We start from the raw sequence: 20,820 nt of genomic DNA on the forward strand, positions 1-20,820 counted from the left end.
ACAAATTCGCCAACGCCCCGGCCTGCACTGCGCGACCAACGATGAACGCCAGCCTGCCCTTGTCGGAGCGCAGACCGACCATGACGCTGTTGTCGGGAGCGCTGGATGTGTTCAGCCATTGCTGCCGGATTGTGCTTCTGGAAAAGGGCGTCGAGTTTGGGGTGGAATACATATCTGCCGGCGGCGACCCGGCAAAAATCGGCGAACACAATCCCTACGGCGAGACCCCGACCCTGATCGATCGGGATGTCGCGCTGTACGACATGTGGGTGATCATCGACTATCTCGATGAGCGCTTTCCGCATCCGCCGCTGATGCCGGTTGATCCGATAACCCGCGCTAAAACCCGTTTGATCATTTCCAGATTGACTCGGGATTGGTTGCAACCGGTGTGTAATTTAGGCGAAACCAGCACGCCCAAGCCTTCTGCCGCATTGCGAAAGAGTTTGCACGACGGACTGCTGGCGTTGTCGCCTATTTTTTCCAGCCAACCCTATTTTCTGGGCGGCGATTACACTTTGGTCGAAGCGTATTTTGCGCCATTGCTTTGGCGCTTGCCTGCATTGGGCATTGAACTGCCGAAACCGGCGGCGCCGCTAATTGAATACAGCGAGCGTCTGTTTAAACGGCCTGCATTTCATGCCAGCATGAGCGCTCAGGAAATTGAGTTGCGCTGATGCCCGGTTGCACGTTCGCCAATCCTGTGTTAGTTGTGGCTAATCGCGGCGGGCGCTAGTGGCGAGTAATCGTAGCGGCGGCAAAGTGCGCAATCGGTCGCTGACGACCAAGCCTTATCTCATGCGCGCGATCTATGAATGGGCGCTGGATAATGGATTGACCCCGCAAGTGCTGATCGCGACAGATCGATCCGATGTGGTGGTGCCTGGGCAGTATGTCAAGGATAACCAGATTGTGTTGAATATCCATCCCCAATCCGTATCCGGGCTGGATCTTGGCAATGAGTTGTTCTGGTGTTCCGCCCGATTTTCCGGAGAGCCGATGGAGATTACCGCGCCGGTGTCCGCGGTTCTCGCGATTTATGCGCGCGAGAATGGTCAGGGAATTGTGTTTCAAGATGACGATAATGGCATTACGCCACCAACAAACACCGCGCTAGAACCCCCAAAAGCGCACTCCAAAAAGAAATCACAATCAAAGGCAAAAACTTCGGATACAAAACACGCCACACCCACTCATTTGAAGTTAGTTAAATAAATTTTTCGGTATGACAGGCATCACTTGGGCATCACTTGGGCATCACCTGGACAGCACGCTTAGGACAGCACGCTCAGGGGTCTTGAAAATTCCGGTTTAGTCCGCATTGCATAGGGCATTACCTAGAATGGCGCGCCCACTTTAATTCAAGCATATCATGAAGCAATTTAGAGGAACCACAATACTGTCGGTTCGAAAAGGTAATCAGGTGGTTATCGGCGGCGACGGCCAGGTTTCCATCGGCAATACCATGATGAAAGGCAATGCCAAAAAGGTGCGGCGCCTATATCACGATCAAGTGCTGGCTGGCTTCGCTGGCGGCACCGCCGATGCGTTCACCTTGTTCGAGCGCTTTGAAGGCAAACTGGAAAAACATCAAGGACAACTGGTGCGCGCGGCGGTGGAGCTGGCCAAAGACTGGCGCACCGACCGCATGCTGCGGCGGTTGGAGGCGTTGCTGGCGGTTGCCGACAAACAAGCGTCCCTGATTATCTCCGGCAATGGCGATGTGATTGAGCCCGAGCAGGGGGTGATGGCGATCGGCTCTGGCGGCGACTACGCCAAGTCCGCGGCCTTGGCGTTGCTGGAAAACACCAAATTGCCGGCGCGGAAAATTGTTGAAAAAAGTTTGGGCATTGCCGGCAAAATATGTATTTACACCAACGATTATTTGACCATTGAAAGTTTGGATTACTAGCCTTGATTACTAATCTTGATACCAGCAGGCCGTGATACCAGCAGCGAGACCAGATAGATGACTGAAATGACCCCACGGGAAATTGTCCAGGAGCTCGACAAACATATTATTGGGCAGAAGGACGCCAAGCGCGCGGTTGCCATCGCGCTGCGAAATCGGTGGCGAAGAATGCAGATCGCGCAGGATGATTTGCGTGTTGAAATAACCCCGAAAAATATTTTAATGATTGGCCCGACCGGCGTCGGAAAAACCGAAATCTCGCGCCGGCTTGCGAAGCTTGCCAAAGCGCCCTTTATCAAAGTGGAAGCGACCAAGTTCACCGAAGTCGGCTATGTCGGGCGCGAGGTGGATTCGATCATTCGCGACTTGGTGGATATGTCGTTGAAGATGACCCGGGAGCAAGCGGTTGAGAAAGTGCAAGCCCATGCCGAGGATGCCGCGGAAGAGCAAATTCTGGACATCTTATTGCCGCCAGCGCGCGGAGAACCGGCGGATGAGGATAGTGCTGGTCGGCAGCGATTCCGCAAATTGCTCCGGGAAGGCAAATTAAATGACAAGGAAATTGAAATCGAAGTCAGCAATCCGTCCATTGGCGTGGAAATTATGGCGCCCCCGGGCATGGAGGATATGACCAACCAACTGCAGGAAATGTTTCAAGCCATGAGCGGCCAAAAGACGCGCCAACGAAAAACCAGGGTCGAGGAAGCCCTTAAGCTGGTCACCGAAGAAAAAGCGTCCAAACTCATCAATGAAGAGGAAATCAAAATGCAGGCGCTGGAGAATGTCGAGCAGAACGGCATCGTGTTCCTGGATGAAATAGACAAAATCGTCAGCCGCACGGCGCATCATCATGGCGGCGCGGATGTGTCCCGGGAGGGCGTGCAACGCGACCTGCTGCCGTTGATCGAGGGTTCCACGGTTTCAACCAAATACGGCATGGTGAAAACCGATCATATTTTGTTCATCGCCTCAGGCGCTTTTCAACTGGTAAAACCTTCGGACTTAATCCCGGAGTTACAGGGGCGGTTGCCGATTCGAGTGGAGTTAAAAGCGCTTACCACCGACGACTTTGTGCGTATCCTGACCGAACCGGATGCTTCGCTTACCGAGCAATACCAAGCATTGATGAATACCGAAGGCGTGCAGTTGGAGTTTACCGATGAGGGCATCAACCGCATTGCTGAAGTGGCCTGGCAGGTCAACGAACAAACAGAAAATATCGGCGCCCGTCGGCTGCATACAGTGATGGAAAGGTTGCTGGAGACGATCTCATTTGAGGCGGCGGACAAATCGGGGCAATCGGTTAATGTCGATGTTGATTATGTCAATCGCTATTTGCAGGATTTGGCGGATGATCAGGATTTATCCAGGTATATTTTGTAATTGACAGACAGGCGTCCTTCCGCCTGCGCGCGACGATCATGAATCTTTACAACAAGTTTGAGTTCGCGGCGCCTTTTTAAGGGATCTCGGTCGTTTCGCTTTTTTGAGACGACTATGGCATTGATTGACACCCCACAGTTATATTGGTTTGCTTGGAGATGTTCTTGATGGAGTTTAGTTTTGAGATATTGATTTTGTTATTCTGTGTTGCAATTATCGCTGGCTGGGTTGATGCCATTGCCGGCGGCGGCGGCTTAATAACAATACCGGTTTTAATATTAGCAGGACTTCCGCCTGCTGCGGCGTTAGCAACAAATAAATTGCAAGGAAGCGCCGGCACCTTAACCGCATCTTTATATTTTATCAAAAAGAAAACAGTTAACCTGAAAGAAATTAAATTAGCGATTATTGCAACATTTATTGGCTCAGTCATTGGTAGCTGGCTTGTATTGGAAATAGATGCCCAGAATCTAATTGTGCTGTTACCGATATTATTGGTATCAATGGGGCTGTATTTTCTTTTTTCACCGCATATTGGTGATGAAGACAGAAAGGAAAAACTTACAGTTGTATTTTTTGCTCTCTTGGCATGTCCATTGCTTGGGTTTTATGATGGTTTTTTTGGTCCCGGTACAGGCGGTTTTATGGCTTTAGCTTTTGTTATGCTTTTGGGGTATAGCCTGCCCAAAGCAACGGCTAACTCAAAAATACTGAATTTTGTTAGTAATATCTCGTCGCTTTTATATTTTGTGTTATATGGTGATGTGTATTGGAACATAGGTCTTATTATGATAGGAGGCAGTTGATTGGTGCAACTATTGGAGCAAGAATGATTCTTGAAAAAGGTTCTTTGATTATTAAACCAGTAGTTGTTTCGGTTTGTTTCTTAATGTCAGCGAATATCTTACTGAAGACTTATTGGTAACGTATAACAATCGCGGCCCCATCAATCCGGGCAAGAGAGAAATCTGTTTAAGTCAGGATGCTGAGGTGCGGGTAAAGCAGTCGGTTGAATCTCGGGTAAAATCGGCTAAAATCAACTAAATAACGCTAAATTTACGATAACGTCCAAAAGTCGTTAAAATACTAAATTTTGAAACACTAACGCAATATTGGAACGCAATATGGGAACTTTTCAAAATATTAGCACTCTACTTGAACGAGTGCTAAAATTGACTTTAATCCGCAACAGAGAATCCTGAACCATGACCCAAAGCTTACCCGTCGCCATTGATTTAACGATCGGCGATAACCTGACCACTTATATGCGCGCCGTGCATGCGGCGCCGATTTTATCCGCGGAGCGCGAGCGTGAACTGGCGTTGCGGTATCGCAATGAGGATGATTTGGAGGCGGCGCGGGAACTGGTAATGGCCCATCTTCGCTATGTCGTCAAAGTGGCGCGAGGGTTTATGGGGTATGGATTGCCGCTCACCGACTTGATTCAGGAAGGCAGCATCGGGCTGATGAAGGCGGTCAAGCGCTTTGACCCCGGTCGTGATGTGCGGCTGGTGTCTTTTGCGGTGCATTGGATTCGTGCCGAGATTTACGATTATGTGCTGCGCAACTGGCGTATGGTCAAGGTCGCCACCACCAAAGCGCAGCGCAAACTTTTCTTTAACTTACGAAAAAGCCGGGCGCGGCTGGGTTGGATGAACAATGCGGAAGTCAGCCAACTTGCGAAAAAGCTTGACGTTGAAACTAAAACCGTGCGCGAGATGGAATCGCGGTTAAGCAGCACCGACGTTGCGTTTGACGCAATGGTTGATCAGGACGATGACGAGCGTTATTTGGCGCCGTCGCAACATTTGGGCGATAGTCGTTATGATCCCGAGGTTGTGGTTAGCGGCAGCGAGCAAGACAGCGAACGCAGCCAGCAGTTGGCATCGGCGCTGACCGAGTTGGATGCGCGCAGCAAGGATATTGTTACGCGGCGTTGGCTGAGTGATGACAAACCGACGTTGCATAAGTTGGCTGATGAGTATGGCGTCTCGGCTGAAAGAATTCGTCAAATTGAAAAACACGCCATGGAAAAAATGAAAAAGGTCATTTCGATTCAGGCCTAACATGGCCTGACGCGGCATGGCACGCCCTGAGTATGTTTTGATTATTGCACGAAAACGGACTTGTTTGATATTTGGGCTTATCAATTCTACGCTATCGAGATCGGGTTAAAACAGTGATTCGGAGATAGACTGATTGTCACCGAAACCGCCCTCGTTGCCGGAGGGGTTGATTGCATTGCTGGGCTCAGTGCCAACTAAAAAATATTCGGAATAACCCTCCGGATCATCCGCTGAAGTGAGTTTTCCACTCGCCCTGTTGACAAAACGAGTAGTGATGTTTTCGGGTATTACTTCTGGTTTTTCGGGGAAGTCTTGCAACACCCGGCCCATGAAATCAACCCAAATCGGCAATGCCGCGATTGCGCCGGATTCGCGCCGGCCAAGATGCGCCGGCTCATCAAAGCCGACAAACACGGTGGTTACCACATCGGGGCTGAACCCCGAGAACCAGGCGTCGCGAAAATTATTGGTGGTGCCGGTTTTGCCCGCCAGGTCGGTGCGCTTGAGCGCGCGCGCGCGCCGACCCGTGCCTGACAAGATGACTTGCTTAAGCAAACTTTGCATTAAAAACGCATTTTGTGGTGAAATCGCCCGCTTAGAAACAGCCTCTTCAAGTGTGCTATCGCCGGGTTCACTTGCTTGGTCAGGTTCACTTGCTTCGCCGGGGTAGCCGGACTCATCGGCTGCGCCGGTCTTTTGATCGAGAATTTGTGCGGCCTTCCCTTCCAATGAAAGAGCAATTTCCAATTCCTCATCGCCATAACGGCTGACGGCATGTTCATCACAATTTTTACAGGGTGGCGGTAGTAACTCGATGAGTCGGCCGTCAGCGTCCTCGATTTTTTCGATCAGGAAAGGGGCCACTCTCTCGCCGCCATTTGCCAATACGGCAAAGCAGGATGCCAGATTCAGCGGCGTGATTGAGGCGCTTCCAAGCGCCAAAGAAAGGCTCTTCGGTAGTTGTTCGCGATCAAATCCAAACCCTGCCAAGTGGTCAATCGTGTTGTCAATTCCAATCGCCCGCACCAAACGCACCGACACCAGGTTTAACGACAGGCTCAGCGCCTTGCGCAGCGGGGTTGGGCCAAAAAACTTTTTGCTGTAGTTTTGCGGTCGCCACACGCCCTCCAGCGAATCGCCGATGACAATAGGCGCGGCGCTCACCAAACTGCTGGGAGTGAAGCCGTTCGCTAATGCGGCGGAATAAATGAACGGTTTTATGTTGGAGCCCGGCTGTCTTTCGGCCTGGATCGCGCGGTTGAACTTGCTCAAGTAATAATCAAACCCGCCGACCAGCGCCAAGATGGCGCCGCTCTCGGGATTCAAGCTGACCAGCGCGCCGGAAACCTCTGGCAATTGCGACAGCATCCAGGCGCCGTTCGCCAACTCCCGCACATAAACAATATCCCCGACATTTAATACCTCCCACGCCGAGGTCGGTTCAGGCCCAATGGCGTTGGCATTGATATATCGCCTGGCCCAGGTCATATTTTTCCAGGATACTGTGACTGTTTCGCCGCGTTGACTCAAACTCTGGAAAGAATCCTTATTCAGTTGGGTGACCACCGATGGCAGAATTTCCTTGCTCGCCGGGAACGCTTCAAGCGCTTTTAGAAGTTTGCCTTCAAAGTCCATTCCAAGATAGTCATCTAATACGATTTTATCTATCGGGCCCCTATAACCGTGGCGCAAATCGTAATCCAGCAAGCCTGTTCGCAAAGCCTGATTGGCTTTTGCCTGATACGTGCTGTTAATGGTCAGGGTGACATTAAAACCGCGTTGATAGACTTCCTCGCCAAATCGGGCATACATCAATTGACGCGCCATCTCGGATACATAAGGCGCTTGAATATCCACGCTGGCGATATGGCGCCTGGCGGTCATCGGCGCAGCGCTCGCGGTTTCCAGACTCAGGGCATCAATCCGGCCTAGTCCATGTAATCGTTTGAGTACGTAGTCTCTTCTTTGCAGGGCGCGTTCGGGGTTGGAAATTGGGTTGTCACGAGACGGCGCTTTGGGCAACCCGGCGAGCATGGCAATTTCGGGAAAGCTCAAATTCAACAGATCTTCGCCGTAGTAGACCTGTGCGGCTGCGGCAAAGCCATATGCGCGGTGACCCAGGAAAATTTTATTTAAATATAGTTCGAGAATTTCGTCCTTGGTCAATGCGCGCTCCATATTAAAAGCGAGCAGGATTTCTTTCAGTTTGCGGGTATATGTTTTTTCAGGATTGAGGAAAAAATTTCGCGCGACCTGCATGGTGATAGTGCTGGCGCCTTGCCCGCGCGACCTGCTCAAAAAGTTGTTGATCGCGGCCCTGGCCAGGCCGGGAAAATCGACCCCGGTGTGATGATAAAACCGGTCGTCTTCAGTGGCGAGAACGGCGTCGATCAACAATAGCGGCATTTGATCCAAACTAAGCGGTATGCGCCGTTCAGTGCCATATTCTCCAATCAGTTTGTTGTCCGCGCTATAGATTCTTAGCGGAATATTCAGGGGAACTTCCCGGATTTCCTCAACAGTGGGCAGACCAGGCAACAATGTCGCCGCATAAAGCGCGAGTCCAATCGCCATTGTCAGGGTAAAAACAATCCCGATCGAGAACAGTTTCAGGATGATTTTCAAGAGCGTTCTCATGCGGGCATAATCGCTGGCAGTGATATTTTATATCGGTTGTGGAGATTAAGATGTTACGCGGAAAAAATCTTTCAAAACTATGATTTTGGAGGTTATTATAGCCCTAATGGAGCGGCGTTGTTACGCTTGATTGAAATATCCGTCTGCCGTCAATGGCCGCCACAAACCAAAATCGAACATAACCTTTAAACATAACCTTCAAACATGGGCGCAAAAGGGATGCTGCAATGGCTTGGTTTGACAGGTGTCGCATCGAAGGTCACGATGAATTTTAGCCATGGCGAGAAAACCGAAAAAACCGTGTTACGATTAAGGTCCGAGTCCAGTCTCACAGTGACTACTGTGCCGACTGGTTGAAATTTAAGCCTTTTTTGATTCAGATTTATGCAACAGCCGTGATTTTTCATTATGTCCTGAATCGGGCGTATCGACTCAATCAAGAAAGAAAATCAAGCAAATTAATGGTAATGGGGCTTTGAGGGATTGACATGGCCGGTGTGACCATACGTGAGATTGAAAAGTCCTTCGGCTCGGTTGCTGTGCTGAAGGGGGTGTCGCTTGATATCGAAGACGGTGAGTTCATCGTGTTGGTCGGTCCGTCCGGTTGCGGCAAATCGACTCTGTTGCGCATCATCGCCGGCCTGGAGCAGCAGAACGCCGGTAGTATCTTGATCGGTGGTGAGTTGGTGGACGCGCGCCACCATTCGCGCCGCCCGGCGTTGCTGACGTTCACCAACGGTTATCATGGCCGCTCGTATATGGGGATGGGCCTCAGCGCGCGGATGAACCCGTTCAAGGTCGGGTTTCGACCCTTCCCCACAGAAATTTACCGTATGCCTTTTCCAGACGCGTACCACCGTGTCACCCTTGATGATACCAAACGCGCGTTCGACACTTTGTTTAGAAGCGATGTCGAACCCACGCAAATCGCCGCCGCCTTCTTTGAACCGGTTCAAGGTGAAGGCGGTTACAACGTCGCCGAGCCGGCGTTCATCGCCTATTTGCGCGAACTTTGCAGCCAATACGGCATCGTTATGGTTGCCGATGAAATTCAGAGCGGGTTTGGCCGCTCTGGAAAGATGTTCGCCATGGAGCACTTCGGGGTTGCCCCTGACCTCACATGCGTTGGCAAAAGCATGGGCGGCGGGCTGCCGTTATCGGGCATTGTTGGTCGCGCTGATATTATTGACAGCGTGCCACCGGGCGGCCTTGGCGGCACATTCGGCGGCAATCCGGTCGCTTGCGCGGCGGCGCTTGCCGTGCTTGATGTCATCGCCGAGGACGGCCTGCTCGAACAAGGCCTGAAACTGGGCGCCTATATTGACCGCCGATTCAAGGCAATGAGGAACAACAACGCCATTAGCTGTATCGGTGATGTCCGTGCCTTGGGCTGCATGAACGCCATTGAGATTGTCGCTGACCAGAAAACGCGCGAGCCCGACGGCGACCTGGCCGCTGAGATCGTCAACATCGCGCTTTCGAAAGGCTTGATCCTGATCACCGCGGGACCGACGCGAAATGTCATTCGTGTGCTGGTGCCGTTGTCCACACCAATGGAAATCATCGACCACGGGATGAACATTCTGGAAGCGTCAATCAACCAGGCCGAGGCCGGCAACGGCAGGCCGCCGCATCAGCATGGCGCCAATGGGAATCAACAATGAAAATTAAAGCAATGAAAATCAAGGCCGCGGTCCTATGGGAGTCGGGAAAACCGCATCCGTTTACCCAAAGCCAGCCCTTGAGTATTGAGGAAATTGAACTCGATCCGCCTGCACCAGGCGAGTTGCTCATACAAATCAAGGCGGTCGGCCTGTGCCATTCGGATTTGCTTGCCATCAATGGTGAACGGGCCAAGCCGACGCCGATGGTCATTGGTCATGAAGGCGCTGGTGTTGTTGCCGAAATGGGCGCCGACGTGGACGATTTCGAGGTGGGCGACCACGTCGTGACCACTTACGTGTCCAGTTGCGGTCAATGCGAAATGTGTCGACCGGGCCGGCCCTGTGCCTGCCGGCAACAAAAGCGAATATGGCGGGCACGATGATGGATGGTGGCACGCGTCTGCATAAAAACGGCAACCGTATATTCCATCACTCAGGGGTTGCGGCATTTGCCGAATTTGCGGTCATTTCGCAAAACGCACTGGTCAAGATAGACCCGGGCGTTGCCTTCGAGCAGGCCGCATTGTTTGGTTGCGCGGTGATTACCGGCGTTGGCGCCGTGGTCAACACTGCGTGCCTCAGGCTCGGACAATCGATTGCCATCATCGGTCTCGGTGGGGTTGGTTTTAGTGCGTTGCTGGCGGCCATCGCCGCGGGCGCCGGGCGCGTGATTGCCGTGGATATTAACGATGACAAACTCCAGTTAGCGCTGCAGTTTGGCGCGCATGAAGCGTTCAACGCCAACAATGAAAATGACGACTGCGTTGAGCGCGTGCGAACCGCGACCAGCGGTGGTGTGCACATCGCCATTGAAACGGCGGGTGTGCCGCAGGCGCTCGATTTGGCGTATAAGGTAACTCGCCGGGGCGGGACCACCGTTGCCGCCGGCATGCCCGGAGCCGATGCATCGATCACCCTGTCGCCTCTGAGTCTTGTCGGCGAGGAGCGGACGCTCAAGGGAAGCTATATGGGAAGCTGTGTGCCCAGCCGGGATATACCCCGCTATATCGGGTTATTTCAAGACGGCAAACTCCCCATCGATCGGTTGACCAGCCATAGAATCACATTCGATGATTTGAATGAAGGATTTGACCGCATGGCGGATGGTTCCGCCCTGCGCCAGATTTTGGTGTTGTAGGCAATCCGATCAATCAGGGTGCGGTCGAGACCATGGACGTTTTACCCGTCAATCGGATGTGACCCATTAAAGGTTACTGAGATCATAAGCAATCCCGCTATGCTAAAATGATCATTAATTGATCCTGTGCTGGCTATGCCATAGTCTATTCACCAACGCATACGGGTCTTGATCATATCGCTGATTGAAATACTTGGACAAAATAGCGGGTTAGCCGCAGAAATCAAAATCATAAATCAAAATCATGTGGGATGCGATTGCAAGGTAACGTCTACTTGATCGGGTTGATGGGGGCTGGAAAGACCACGGTTGGCCGAAAACTGGCAGAACTATTATTGCTTGATTTCATCGATATCGACCAACTTGTTGAACAACGAACCGGGGTTTCAATAAGTCATATATTTGAGATCGAGGGGGAATCTGGTTTCCGGGATCGGGAAGCAAAACTGCTGGCCGAGGCAAGCGCTGGCCGCCAGGCGGTTATCTCAACCGGCGGTGGAATCATATTAAGACCGGAGAATCGGCGGGTCATGCGCAAACACGGCCAGGTGGTCTATCTGCGGGCATCCTTGAAAATTTTGTGGCAACGTCTGAAGGACTGTCAAACCAGACCGCTGCTGCAACAGCCTGACCCGAAAGCCAAACTAACCCAACTTATGCTGGAGCGCGATCCGCTGTATGCTGACGAGGCCGATATCATCGTCGAAGCCGGCGCGGATTCCGCGAGCGCCAGCGCCAGAGAAATATACTCCTTGATCACCTCAGCCGACTGCCCGGCAAGGGGATAAAATAAAAAACGCTGGCACTGTATAAGCTCAGATACCTTCGGCACTCCGATGCAGAAGGAGAGCCTGCGAATCCAATCAACGACCGCCAAGGAAGGTGGAAGTGCCGATTTTGCAGGAGCAAAAATCTGCCAATAACCCCCATCTCGGCACCCATTTGAGGATCTGCGATAAAACGGTGTTACAATGCGCCATGGTCTGATTCTCCTATTTGATTCAATAAGTTGTCGGTAGACTCATTGTATAAATTCAGAGCGAATCAGACCATCTTTTTTGTCTGTTAATGGGACAGCAGTGAAAAACAGTACCAGATTATGATTCTGTTGATGGGTTATTGAAACTGTATTTTCAGCGTAGAAACGAAAACAAAATAGCGCATTTCCTTCTTGTAACCATTTGGGATTCGTTAGAGTCCATTAAGAAGTTTGCAGGCGCCGAACCTGAACTTGCAAAATACTATCCGGAAGATGATGTCTTTCTACTGGAAAAAGAAAAACACGCATCCGTGTATGAAGTCTTTTACGAGAAATAATATAACAAGGCAATTGTACGCGGACGGCAAAAAGCAAAGCGCATCCTAACTAATCACTCAAGCGGACGGGCTAACGCTACTTGCTTAGTTTTAATGTTATGTGTACAAGGTAGACCACAAAATGTTACAATAGTAGACACTTTCCAAGGGAAAGAACGGATGCCCTTTAGATTGCCATTTTGGCAATCTCCTGGGGGAAAAGCTTCAAACCTTTTCCAAACATATGAAAACTTACTTTTATCGTGGTTGCATCCGTGGAAGGCTCGGTCTTTTGATCGAGCCTTTTATTTTTTAGAAATATAATGAATTTAGAAAAATATCTATGCAAGATTATTAAAGAAGAGTCAGACAAACTGATTCTTAGACATCATGCGTATCACAATGGATTGCATCACGAATATGTAAGGAATACAAAAAGACTATCCACACCACCGAAAAAAACTATCAAGACACCAAATTACTGGAAAGAAGATAGAAAATTTAATCCATTTTATGTTAAGAAAAAGAGCAAGAGTATAGCTCGTTCTATTGCAAATAAAATAGCTGATAAAACATATAAGCCTTATTCACCCTATATCAAAAACATACCAAAAGCAGGTGGTGGATCTAGGGCTGTGGCTATTTATCAGATACCAGATGCTGCGGTATCAAAAATCTACTACAACCGACTGCTTGCTAAAAACAAACACCGATTTAGTTCTTTTTCATATGCGTACAGAAATGATAGAAATGTACACTTTGCTATTCAGGATATATGGCTAGACATATCTAGGAATGCTAGGTTATTTATTGCTGAATTCGATTTTTCTGATTTTTTTGGCTCTATATCTCACACGTATTTAAAAGACCAGTACAAAAGAAATGGATTCTATATTAGTGCAGAAGAACGATTTGTAATTAACGCATTCCTTGAAAATGGAGAGGTAGGCATCCCGCAAGGAACCTCAATATCACTTTTTCTCGCAAATTTGGTTTGTTGGCAACTCGATTTAAGCCTTGAAAGAGCTGGATTGAAATTTGCTCGCTATGCCGATGACACAGTGATTTGGAGTCCAGATTACCAGAAAATATGCGATGTATTCACCATAATAAACGAATTCTCATTATCATCAGGTATTTCAATTAATGCCAAAAAATCAGATGGTATTAGCTTATTAACGCAAGAAGATTTTTCTGCAGAGATAAAAAACACAAAGACCAATGTTGAGTTTCTTGGCTATTCAATATCTATGCATTCAGTATCAATCAAAGATGCCTCAATAAAGAAAATACAAAAGCAAATATCATACTTACTTTATCGAAATCTAATACAGCCTTTGAGTGGGACAGAACTTAAAGGCTTGATAATCCCAGCAAATGATAAAGACCCAGCTTTATTAACGGCAATAATGCAAATCAGACGGTATATGTATGGTGGGTTGAACGGTCAACAGCTTCGGAATTACATTAATGGAAGAACTAAGAGGGTATATTTCAAGGGTATTATGAGCTTCTACCCACTTGTAAATGATCAGAAACAATTACGGGCGCTTGATGGCTGGCTTGTGTCAGTAATTTGTAGGGCAATAAAATTAAGACATAAACTACTGAAGAAATGGGGGTATGATTGTTCTCATATTTTTCCATTTAATATTCATTGCACTGATATTCCTATGAGTTTTAAGCATAATAAGGTGCATGGGAAATCACTACTGGAAATACCAAGTTTTATGTTAATACAACGCGCTCTAGAAAAAGGACTAGAGAATCGTGGAATTGAAAGTGTCATGAATCCTGAGTCAATGGATTATGATTACTAAGCAAGAAACACATAACAAGGCACTACACGCGGACGGGCTAACGCCCTTATCAGGTTTAGCAATGACAACTAAAGTTTTCTGCTAAACTAGACGCTTCACTCGCCCTGTGATACTTAATAAAGCATTGGAGATTGGGGTCAGAGTAGAAATTATTTGTTAAGCAAATAGATTCATTGCATGATGACCTGAGAAATGCAACAAATAGCTGTATAGCGTTTGGGAGTGAAAGATTTTAGAAGTCAGAAAAACCTGGCCCAAAGCCCCAATAATTTCTACTCTGACCCCAATCTCCCCAGACGGACGCCCGGTTTTGCCGGATTTTTTCCGCTTTCATCCAGGCGGCCGCGGTATTGAAGTTGGAGATCGGCGTTGTAGCCGAAAAAGTCCGGGGTGCAAACCGCGCCATAACCTTCCGCGATTTTCTGGCTTTCGTCGATCAGATATGGAAAGGTAAAATTATGTTTATCGGATACGCGCTTCATATTGTCAAAAGAGTCGTCGGGATAATCGTCAGGATCGTTTGGCATAATCGCTACACTTTTTATCCCATACTTCTCAAGGCTGCTGACATCACCAACGATTCTATCGATAACGGCTTTGACAAATGGGCAATGATTACAGATAAACATCACCAGCAATCCGTTTCCCCCGGCGCAATCATTCAGTGTCCGGGTTTTTCCATCAACACCTTGTAAACTAAAATCCACAGCAGGTAATCCAAACTCACATATGGGTGTTTCAAGTGCTGCCATTTTTTTCGCCAATTTGAAATTATTAGTTGAATAGTAACCCAAAATCGTTACGCCGTCATTCCTGGAACGCCACAGAAGTAGGTCTTGCCGCGGGCTGAATTAATTACGAACCCGACACCTAAGGGTTTTCATCTGATCGGCAAAGTTCTTTAGTTTTACGGAAAATGTGCAAAAACAGAGATAAATAACTTGATAAATCTGGATATAAGTCAATAATCAACGAAATTAGGTTATATTTTGATTAATATCCAAACTGGAGAATCCCACTATGCTTTATAAATACCGTTTCAAAAACCTTTGGTCGTTCGCCGAAGAAGCCGAGGTTTCTTTTGTATTGAATCACCACACGCCAGAAACCGGCTCCGTTTTCCAAACCCCCCGGGGCGTTCGCCTGTCAAAAATGATGGCGGTGCAAGGTGCCAATGGCGCGGGTAAAAGCAATGTCCTGCAAGTGCTGTCTTTCCTGGGTTGGTTTGTCAGGCACTCGTTCGCTGGCGATCCTGATGACCCGATTATGGTTGATAGTCATCGACTTTATGAAGATGGTGTCAGTGAGATCGCGGTGGAATTCGAACTCGATGGCGACCGTTATCGTTACCGCCTAGTTATTCAATTACTGGAGGTTGTGCATGAATCGTTGCATCGCAAGACCAATACCACCTACCGCTATATGTTCCGTCGTGACTGGGTCCAAGGTGGTTATGAAATTCGGCAGAAAGATTTTGGTTTCTCTCAGAAGCAAGCAGAGCGAGTGCGCTCCAATGCATCGCTAATCTCAACGGCATCTCAATACAATGTGCCTGGCGCGCGCAAGTTGGCGGATTATTTTGGCCGTATCAGCACCCATAGCCCTTTTTATTATAGTCAGGACTTGAGCATGGAAATGATTGCACGATTTTTTCACGAACACCCAGAACTTCGTAAAAAGATGGCAAAGTTTATGAGTCAAATAGACTTAGGCTTGTCGGATGTCACTATTGAAATGGTATCTGATACAAACAAAAAACCAAACAAGAAACGCGCTTGGGCACTGCCATATGGCATACATCGTCAAGGTAGCAGGTCATTTGAGTTGCCATTTTGGGCCGAGTCTGAAGGTACGCAAACAACCCTGAGGCTGCTTCAGAAAATCCTGCCCGTACTGGAACACGGGGGCGTAGTGGTTCTGGACGAACTGGATGATGGCTTGCACCCGGATCTGGTTATGGCTTTGTTGGACCTTTTCACGGATACTGATAGCAACCCGCATCATGCACAGATTATCTTTACTTCTTATATCCCTGATGTGATGGATACATTGCTGAAAGAGCAAATACTGCTGGTTGAAAAAAATGATAACAGCAGTGAAGCGTGGCGATTGGATGAGATGCAAGGCATCCGGCGGGATGACAACTACTATGGAAAGTATCGTGCCGGTGCTTACGGTGCCACACCGGATATCTGATGAAGCAACCCAACCTCTCCGCACGCCATACCGTGTTGCTGATTGGCGAGGGCAAAACCGAACAGGTATTTTTCAAGCATCTCAAATCGCTGTATATCTTTCGTGGTTGTGGTGTAGCGGTTAAAATCCATGCTGCCAAAGGTAAAGGGCCTGAATACATCGTGAATTACGCCGTCAGGCGATCTCGTCGGTTTGAGTCCGAGCGGATATTGACGCTTTTGGATACAGATATTGCAATTAAAGACAGCGTTCGCAAGCAAGCAGACGAACACAATATTCAACTGGTTGAATCCGAACCTTGTTTTGAAGGATTGCTGCTCGCAATGCTTGGTAAATCCGTGCCTCGCACAAGTAAACAATGCAAGCAACAATGTGGAAAAATTTTCTCCGCCCCGCTAACAACGCAAGAAAGTTATCAAGAGCTGCTGACACGCGACATTCTCGATCAACGGCGTAGCAACATCCCTGCATTGAGCAAAATTCTCGATAGTTTCTTTTTTGATGATTGAGCCCAGATGCTCCGAGCAAACATTGGATAGCCGATTGTCCGGTGGCTATGTTCTTGCTTCATCAACCTCCCCCATGAGCCGTGGTTTCACATCAACGAGAATGATTTTTCCCGGAACAGTTTGAAAGTTTCGTAGTCAACCACCCCAAATTCAAAGAACGATTCCTCGCCCACCACGGCGAATTACTGCAACCCGCCTACTGGAAAAAGTGCAGAACGACATCCGGCAAAACAAACGATACGATGTTTTTCCGTATCAGCAACACAAGCGGTTTTGTAATCGTTATTCTGAGCAGTATGGAGTTGACGAAGAAACAGGATAATTGAAGAGTCCGACTACGCCAAAGCACGTTTTAGTGTCACGCTGCGCGTGATGTCACTAATAGTCCGGCATAGTGGGACTTTTTATTCTCGTTTGCCTTTGGCTTTGCAAAGAGAGTCATACCTCCCGATTCACCATTACCCCCCAACCCGTCATTGCCCGGCTTGTTCCGGGCAATCCAGTTGTTAAACCGTTCGGCGTAGTCGAACTCCTTATTCTCAATGTGCCATTGGCTTCTCAACGCGCTTTTGTCCTCTCAATTCACCGTTACCTATCATTCGTCATTGCCCGGCTTGTTCCGGGCAATCCAGTTGTTAAACCGTTCGGCGTAGCCGAACTCCTTATTCTCAATGTGCTTTTGGCTTCTCAACGCGCTTTTGTCTTTTCACTTTACTATTGCCCTTTCATTCGTCATTCTCGCCGCTCCTGTTTCGTCATTTCCGCCGTAGGCGGATGTGACGAATAAATGGAGCGAAGCGGGAATCCAGTTAAAAATGCGTCTGGCGTAGCCAGACACTAAAACGGCGTTGCCGCGGCGCAGCCGCGAAATGATAGCGGCTAACGCTACTTACTGTAATCCTTAAGCGGCTTTCTTCCAGCCATTCTTGTATTCCCTAAAACAAATTTCCTCATCCTCTTGCACCGTCCTGTCGAAATCATTTATACACGGATTTTTCCCGATACTCTCCATATAAAGATTACGCAGAATGATATCGACTTCTCGCGGCACTTTATTTCTTTTTTCCCATATCGCCACCGCTTGATCTGTTTTTTTCAAAAGATCACCCAGCGACTTTTGCGACCTATCCAATTCAACTCGCAAGAACCGAAATTCTTTACCCGTCAATCCTCGCTTCAAATTAACAACATGCAATCCAATCGCACGATGAAGCCCGTCTAAATCGTGGACCGAAACACCATGCCCATATCCAGTTTCGTGGTGTTCAAATCCATTCACCAAATAAACGCTATCCAGCCCGCAGGTGGCGTAATGGTGATAATTCTTTTTGCTAACAGGTTTCATGGCAACATCCACTCAATCATTGTTACCCGCTCTCACTTCTTCCAACCATTCCTGGGGTTGTGTTAACTCGAGTTTTAAATACTTACCCACCACTTCTTTTGCTTTCCTTTCTCCATCTTTACCGTTATTTATCAGATTTTTAAAAAACTCTCTGATTGCATCCTCAGGATAAGGGTATAAATACTCATCCAACATTGTTAGCCATATCTCCTGTGACTCAAATGGTTGTCTTTCACTAAGCCTTGATAGATTTTTCAACAATTCATGGTCTTTATGATCACATTTTGCGTATTTCGCTATATCAAGCAACCATTTTTTTTGTTCCCCATCAATACTATCGATAAATTCTGCCCAGATACATAATTGAGAAGCGGTTTTTTTACCATCGTCTGTTGAAAAATCTATTTTAGTTAATATTTTAGGGAAAAGTTCAAAAACTTTTTTCTGCATGTTGGCTTTACTTTTATTTCGTGCCGTCCGAATTTCCCATATTAAACGATAGATTTCTTCATACTTGTTTCTTTCAATTAAAATATTCATTAAGTTAGTTTCATTATCCATGTCATCTAAAAAGGAAATAACTATATGCTCAATTACTTTTTCTTTAACAAGACCTATTATATTTTCAGTGTCAAGTGCCTTGATAAGATCGCCATGGGATGCTAACCGCTGATAGACTTTCGGACCGAGGGTTCTTACATATGCATGTCCCTGCATTGCACATGCCCATTTTAAATCACGACTTTGATCAAATATTCTGTCTAAATTACTTAATACCCACTCTTCTGACATATATAAAAAATGCGGTAACCAATTAGTGACAAGAGTTATGAATTCATATTCTGGTTTTTCAGCATCAGCCCGATCAAGTTCTGCATCAAAGTGCGAGCAAAAATTTTTCCAAGTTGCTGAGTGATTATCGTTATTTTCTTTATCAGCCAGCCGACATGAACGAGATGCTAAATTGATTAAAGCCTCAAGGCACTGCCCTCGCGGGTTATTTATTGCTATGACTACAGCATTTTCGCCTTCCTTAAATTTGCCACCTTTTTCCTTGGATAAAAGATGCAAAATTATTTTCTTAGCGTCTTCTATTGGAACTACGCTAAGAGCAGAATCTCCGGGGTATGCTCCAGATTTCACAATCTTACTTATACCACTTACTATCTGGCGCCGGTCATAAACTGATGAATCTGATTGCTGGTTGTTTTCATCATCCCAAAAACCAGGTTTATGTATCATGTCTTCAAAAAACTTTAACAATTTGTTCCATACATCATCCCAGGGTAAGTCGGTTTTCTCTTCCCACAAGTCACTATATGCTCGTATGATTTCATTAATGTATGGCAAATCAAGATCAGCACACCTATCTAACTCTAAATAAAACTTGCGCGGCTCTCTTTTAATTAACTGGTTAAACATTGCACGCAAACCATCAACACTTGGTTCGCTCCAAATGTCTAGATTTTCGTAATTGTTTAATTTTTCAATCAAATCACCTATCAATAAACCGCCAAGTTCATCAATTGAAAATGGAGATTCACGCTTTACCCACTCAACAGATGACATGTAACTGGAAAAATCAGGATGGTCGGGCTCTCCTGTTTTTGCTATCTGTAGATTTTCCTCGTAAAGATTATTTTCTTTCCCTCCAAATGATTTAATGGCATCTAACCAGCATACTTTGTTATAGGCCGTGGCTTCTTTGTGATAAACATTGTCTCCATCATTTATTGATATATCGCCAATTATTTTAAGTATTTGGTTTTTTTGTTTGGAACTAAATTCTTCATAATTCTTATGCAGAAAATGCCACATTTCATGTCGAAAATTGCTAGAAAAAAAGACATCAGTCAGCAATTCATCAGTAAAATTTTTGAATCCAGTATAGTTATTGCTAATACTGTGAATTGCTAATCTGTGAATGGTTTGATATTCACCATTAAGCATTTCCTTTATATGCTCGCCTGCTTTTTCCACATTGATTTCGATAAACCCATCCAGAGAATCGCGATAGCCTTGAACCAACATATTTTTTGTTTCATTTCTATATTTATTTTGCTCATGGTCTTCAATAGCCGGATGCCAAAGTGAAGACCATGTGTCATTGTTTAATTTTTTTAACACATACTTTAATTGTTCATCGAAAATAAAAATTGCACCTTCACCAAGTTTTTCTCCCGATATTTTGGCTACTTCGTTTGTAATTTTTTCAGCATAGTATTTATCAAATCTAAATGAAGCATTTTTACTCGAGGTTTCAAAATTATTGCCTTTGGTTATCATTACCTGATACAAGATATCAAGTATTTTCTTTGACAAGCGCAAAGAATGCTTGTTGTCACTCTTTAACAAACCAACCAACCATTTCATTCCTATTTGTTCGGCGATTAAATCACTTCCATTTCGATCTTTGAGCCAATAATCAATAATATCCAGATCCTTTTCTCTGAGGATTTGTGGTGGGATGTTTTCCAAAATTCTGGAAAACTTCCACCATGTTCTATAATTGCTGTATTCATGTTTTTTTGCATATTCTGTTACACCTACAAGTATCTGAACAAATTTTTTAGCATATTTATCATATTCCTGTGCAGGCAATTCAGTAGCAGTTTTAACAAGATAATCGGTAATCGGCCAATAAGGTATGTTTACATAGTCTGTTCCTTCTACAGAAACGGGCTTGGGGTTGTCTTTTGGGGAAAAATAACCCTCTTCGTATAACGCATCAAACCACTTCAAACCCTTCACTTTCTGAAAAAATAGCAGTCGGCGGTCGTCGTTCTCTGCAACGTCTTGTAATAAAGATTGTTCTCTATTTGATAAGTTATCCATCATTCACGACCTCGAGCAT

17 protein-coding genes and 2 pseudogenes are annotated in these 20,820 nt (G+C 46.8%); 15 read left to right on the plus strand and 4 right to left on the minus strand.

The genetic code is table 11. The annotated features are described in order from the left end of the window. Nucleotides 1-41: 41 nt before the first annotated feature. The 6 genes and pseudogenes from ACP158_RS05005 (at nucleotide 42) to rpoH (ending at nucleotide 5,361) form a co-directional block, all read left to right on the plus strand. Nucleotides 42-677: a glutathione S-transferase N-terminal domain-containing protein gene (locus ACP158_RS05005; RefSeq protein WP_424947861.1), complete on the plus strand. Its 636-nt coding sequence runs from the start codon at nucleotides 42-44 to the stop codon at nucleotides 675-677. 58 nt (nucleotides 678-735) lie between these two features. Continuing rightward, nucleotides 736-1,215: a ClpXP protease specificity-enhancing factor gene (locus tag ACP158_RS05010; protein ID WP_424947862.1), complete on the plus strand. Its 480-nt coding sequence runs from the start codon at nucleotides 736-738 to the stop codon at nucleotides 1,213-1,215. 157 nt (nucleotides 1,216-1,372) lie between these two features. Next, entirely contained in the window at nucleotides 1,373-1,912 is a 540-nt protein-coding gene (hslV, locus tag ACP158_RS05015) for an ATP-dependent protease subunit HslV (RefSeq protein WP_424947863.1), read from the plus strand. Between the two features lie 57 nt (nucleotides 1,913-1,969). Continuing rightward, nucleotides 1,970-3,295 (plus strand): ATP-dependent protease ATPase subunit HslU, encoded by a 1,326-nt coding sequence (gene hslU / locus ACP158_RS05020; RefSeq protein ID WP_424947864.1) that lies wholly within the window; start codon nucleotides 1,970-1,972, stop codon nucleotides 3,293-3,295. Nucleotides 3,296-3,462: 167 nt separating this feature from the next. Then, a pseudogene (locus ACP158_RS05025) lies at nucleotides 3,463-4,220 on the plus strand (TSUP family transporter). Nucleotides 4,221-4,500: 280 nt separating this feature from the next. Then, nucleotides 4,501-5,361 carry an RNA polymerase sigma factor RpoH gene (gene rpoH / locus ACP158_RS05030; protein ID WP_424947865.1) on the plus strand — a complete coding sequence of 287 codons (861 nt, stop codon included), beginning with the start codon at nucleotides 4,501-4,503 and terminating at the stop codon, nucleotides 5,359-5,361. Nucleotides 5,362-5,466: 105 nt separating this feature from the next. Here the strand turns inward: rpoH and ACP158_RS05035 are convergent, their stop codons facing one another. After that, nucleotides 5,467-7,986 carry a penicillin-binding protein 1A gene (locus ACP158_RS05035; RefSeq protein WP_424947866.1) on the minus strand — a complete coding sequence of 840 codons (2,520 nt, stop codon included), beginning with the start codon at nucleotides 7,984-7,986 and terminating at the stop codon, nucleotides 5,467-5,469. 500 nt (nucleotides 7,987-8,486) lie between these two features. On the opposite strand from ACP158_RS05035, the gene ACP158_RS05040 reads away from it, so the two are divergent. The 5 genes from ACP158_RS05040 to ACP158_RS05060 all read left to right on the plus strand — a co-directional run bounded on the left by ACP158_RS05040 (nucleotide 8,487) and on the right by ACP158_RS05060 (nucleotide 13,916). Then, complete coding sequence (locus ACP158_RS05040; RefSeq protein ID WP_424947867.1) at nucleotides 8,487-9,662, plus strand: aminotransferase class III-fold pyridoxal phosphate-dependent enzyme; 1,176 nt, start codon at nucleotides 8,487-8,489, stop codon at nucleotides 9,660-9,662. Continuing rightward, nucleotides 9,659-10,045 carry an alcohol dehydrogenase catalytic domain-containing protein gene (locus ACP158_RS05045; protein WP_424947868.1) on the plus strand — a complete coding sequence of 129 codons (387 nt, stop codon included), beginning with the start codon at nucleotides 9,659-9,661 and terminating at the stop codon, nucleotides 10,043-10,045. Before ACP158_RS05040 ends, ACP158_RS05045 begins: the two co-directional genes overlap by 4 nt. Then, nucleotides 9,976-10,800: a zinc-binding dehydrogenase gene (locus ACP158_RS05050; protein ID WP_424947869.1), complete on the plus strand. Its 825-nt coding sequence runs from the start codon at nucleotides 9,976-9,978 to the stop codon at nucleotides 10,798-10,800. The genes ACP158_RS05045 and ACP158_RS05050 overlap by 70 nt, the downstream gene beginning before the upstream one ends. Nucleotides 10,801-11,057: 257 nt before the next feature. Continuing rightward, a complete protein-coding gene (locus tag ACP158_RS05055; RefSeq protein ID WP_424947870.1) occupies nucleotides 11,058-11,588 on the plus strand; it encodes a shikimate kinase in 531 nt (176 codons plus the stop codon). An 831-nt stretch (nucleotides 11,589-12,419) separates the two neighbouring features. Further along, the gene (locus ACP158_RS05060; protein ID WP_424947871.1) at nucleotides 12,420-13,916 is read left to right on the plus strand and encodes a reverse transcriptase domain-containing protein; all 1,497 of its coding nucleotides are present in this window, start codon (nucleotides 12,420-12,422) and stop codon (nucleotides 13,914-13,916) included. A 272-nt stretch (nucleotides 13,917-14,188) separates the two neighbouring features. Here the strand turns inward: ACP158_RS05060 and ACP158_RS05065 are convergent, their stop codons facing one another. Further along, nucleotides 14,189-14,668: a thioredoxin family protein gene (locus tag ACP158_RS05065; protein ID WP_424947872.1), complete on the minus strand. Its 480-nt coding sequence runs from the start codon at nucleotides 14,666-14,668 to the stop codon at nucleotides 14,189-14,191. 268 nt (nucleotides 14,669-14,936) lie between these two features. Between ACP158_RS05065 and ACP158_RS05070 the strand changes: the two genes are divergently transcribed. The 4 genes and pseudogenes from ACP158_RS05070 to ACP158_RS05085 all read left to right on the plus strand — a co-directional run bounded on the left by ACP158_RS05070 (nucleotide 14,937) and on the right by ACP158_RS05085 (nucleotide 17,408). Next, on the plus strand, nucleotides 14,937-16,112 hold the full coding sequence (locus ACP158_RS05070; protein ID WP_424947873.1) for an AAA family ATPase: 1,176 nt from the start codon (nucleotides 14,937-14,939) through the stop codon (nucleotides 16,110-16,112). After that, entirely contained in the window at nucleotides 16,112-16,621 is a 510-nt protein-coding gene (locus ACP158_RS05075; protein ID WP_424947874.1) for an RloB domain-containing protein, read from the plus strand. The genes ACP158_RS05070 and ACP158_RS05075 overlap by 1 nt, the downstream gene beginning before the upstream one ends. Before the next feature lie 167 nt (nucleotides 16,622-16,788). Next, nucleotides 16,789-16,947 (plus strand): annotated as a pseudogene (locus tag ACP158_RS05080) (hypothetical protein); the annotation flags it as partial. Between the two features lie 68 nt (nucleotides 16,948-17,015). Further along, nucleotides 17,016-17,408, plus strand: coding sequence for a hypothetical protein (locus ACP158_RS05085; protein WP_424947875.1), 393 nt, complete (start codon nucleotides 17,016-17,018; stop codon nucleotides 17,406-17,408). Between the two features lie 114 nt (nucleotides 17,409-17,522). Here the strand turns inward: ACP158_RS05085 and ACP158_RS05090 are convergent, their stop codons facing one another. Both ACP158_RS05090 and ACP158_RS05095 read right to left on the minus strand, forming a co-directional pair. Next, entirely contained in the window at nucleotides 17,523-17,966 is a 444-nt protein-coding gene (locus ACP158_RS05090) for a transcriptional regulator (protein ID WP_424947876.1), read from the minus strand. 12 nt (nucleotides 17,967-17,978) lie between these two features. Then, nucleotides 17,979-20,804 carry a hypothetical protein gene (locus ACP158_RS05095; RefSeq protein ID WP_424947877.1) on the minus strand — a complete coding sequence of 942 codons (2,826 nt, stop codon included), beginning with the start codon at nucleotides 20,802-20,804 and terminating at the stop codon, nucleotides 17,979-17,981. Between the last annotated feature and the right edge of the window lie 16 nt (nucleotides 20,805-20,820).

The organism is Candidatus Spongiihabitans sp., from assembly GCF_965247905.1.
Lineage (GTDB): Bacteria > Pseudomonadota > Gammaproteobacteria > Arenicellales > Poriferihabitantaceae > Spongiihabitans.

Coding starts and splice junctions, on each gene's coding strand:
- ACP158_RS05005 (WP_424947861.1), top strand. CDS start 42: ATGAACGCCAGCCTGCCCTTGTCGGAGCGCAGACCGACCATGACGCTG.
- hslV (WP_424947863.1), top strand. CDS start 1,373: ATGAAGCAATTTAGAGGAACCACAATACTGTCGGTTCGAAAAGGTAAT.
- hslU (WP_424947864.1), top strand. CDS start 1,970: ATGACTGAAATGACCCCACGGGAAATTGTCCAGGAGCTCGACAAACAT.
- rpoH (WP_424947865.1), top strand. CDS start 4,501: ATGACCCAAAGCTTACCCGTCGCCATTGATTTAACGATCGGCGATAAC.
- ACP158_RS05040 (WP_424947867.1), top strand. CDS start 8,487: ATGGCCGGTGTGACCATACGTGAGATTGAAAAGTCCTTCGGCTCGGTT.
- ACP158_RS05045 (WP_424947868.1), top strand. CDS start 9,659: ATGAAAATTAAAGCAATGAAAATCAAGGCCGCGGTCCTATGGGAGTCG.
- ACP158_RS05050 (WP_424947869.1), top strand. CDS start 9,976: ATGCGAAATGTGTCGACCGGGCCGGCCCTGTGCCTGCCGGCAACAAAA.
- ACP158_RS05060 (WP_424947871.1), top strand. CDS start 12,420: ATGAATTTAGAAAAATATCTATGCAAGATTATTAAAGAAGAGTCAGAC.
- ACP158_RS05065 (WP_424947872.1), bottom strand. CDS start 14,668: ATGGCAGCACTTGAAACACCCATATGTGAGTTTGGATTACCTGCTGTG.
- ACP158_RS05070 (WP_424947873.1), top strand. CDS start 14,937: ATGCTTTATAAATACCGTTTCAAAAACCTTTGGTCGTTCGCCGAAGAA.
- ACP158_RS05075 (WP_424947874.1), top strand. CDS start 16,112: ATGAAGCAACCCAACCTCTCCGCACGCCATACCGTGTTGCTGATTGGC.
- ACP158_RS05090 (WP_424947876.1), bottom strand. CDS start 17,966: ATGAAACCTGTTAGCAAAAAGAATTATCACCATTACGCCACCTGCGGG.
- ACP158_RS05095 (WP_424947877.1), bottom strand. CDS start 20,804: ATGATGGATAACTTATCAAATAGAGAACAATCTTTATTACAAGACGTT.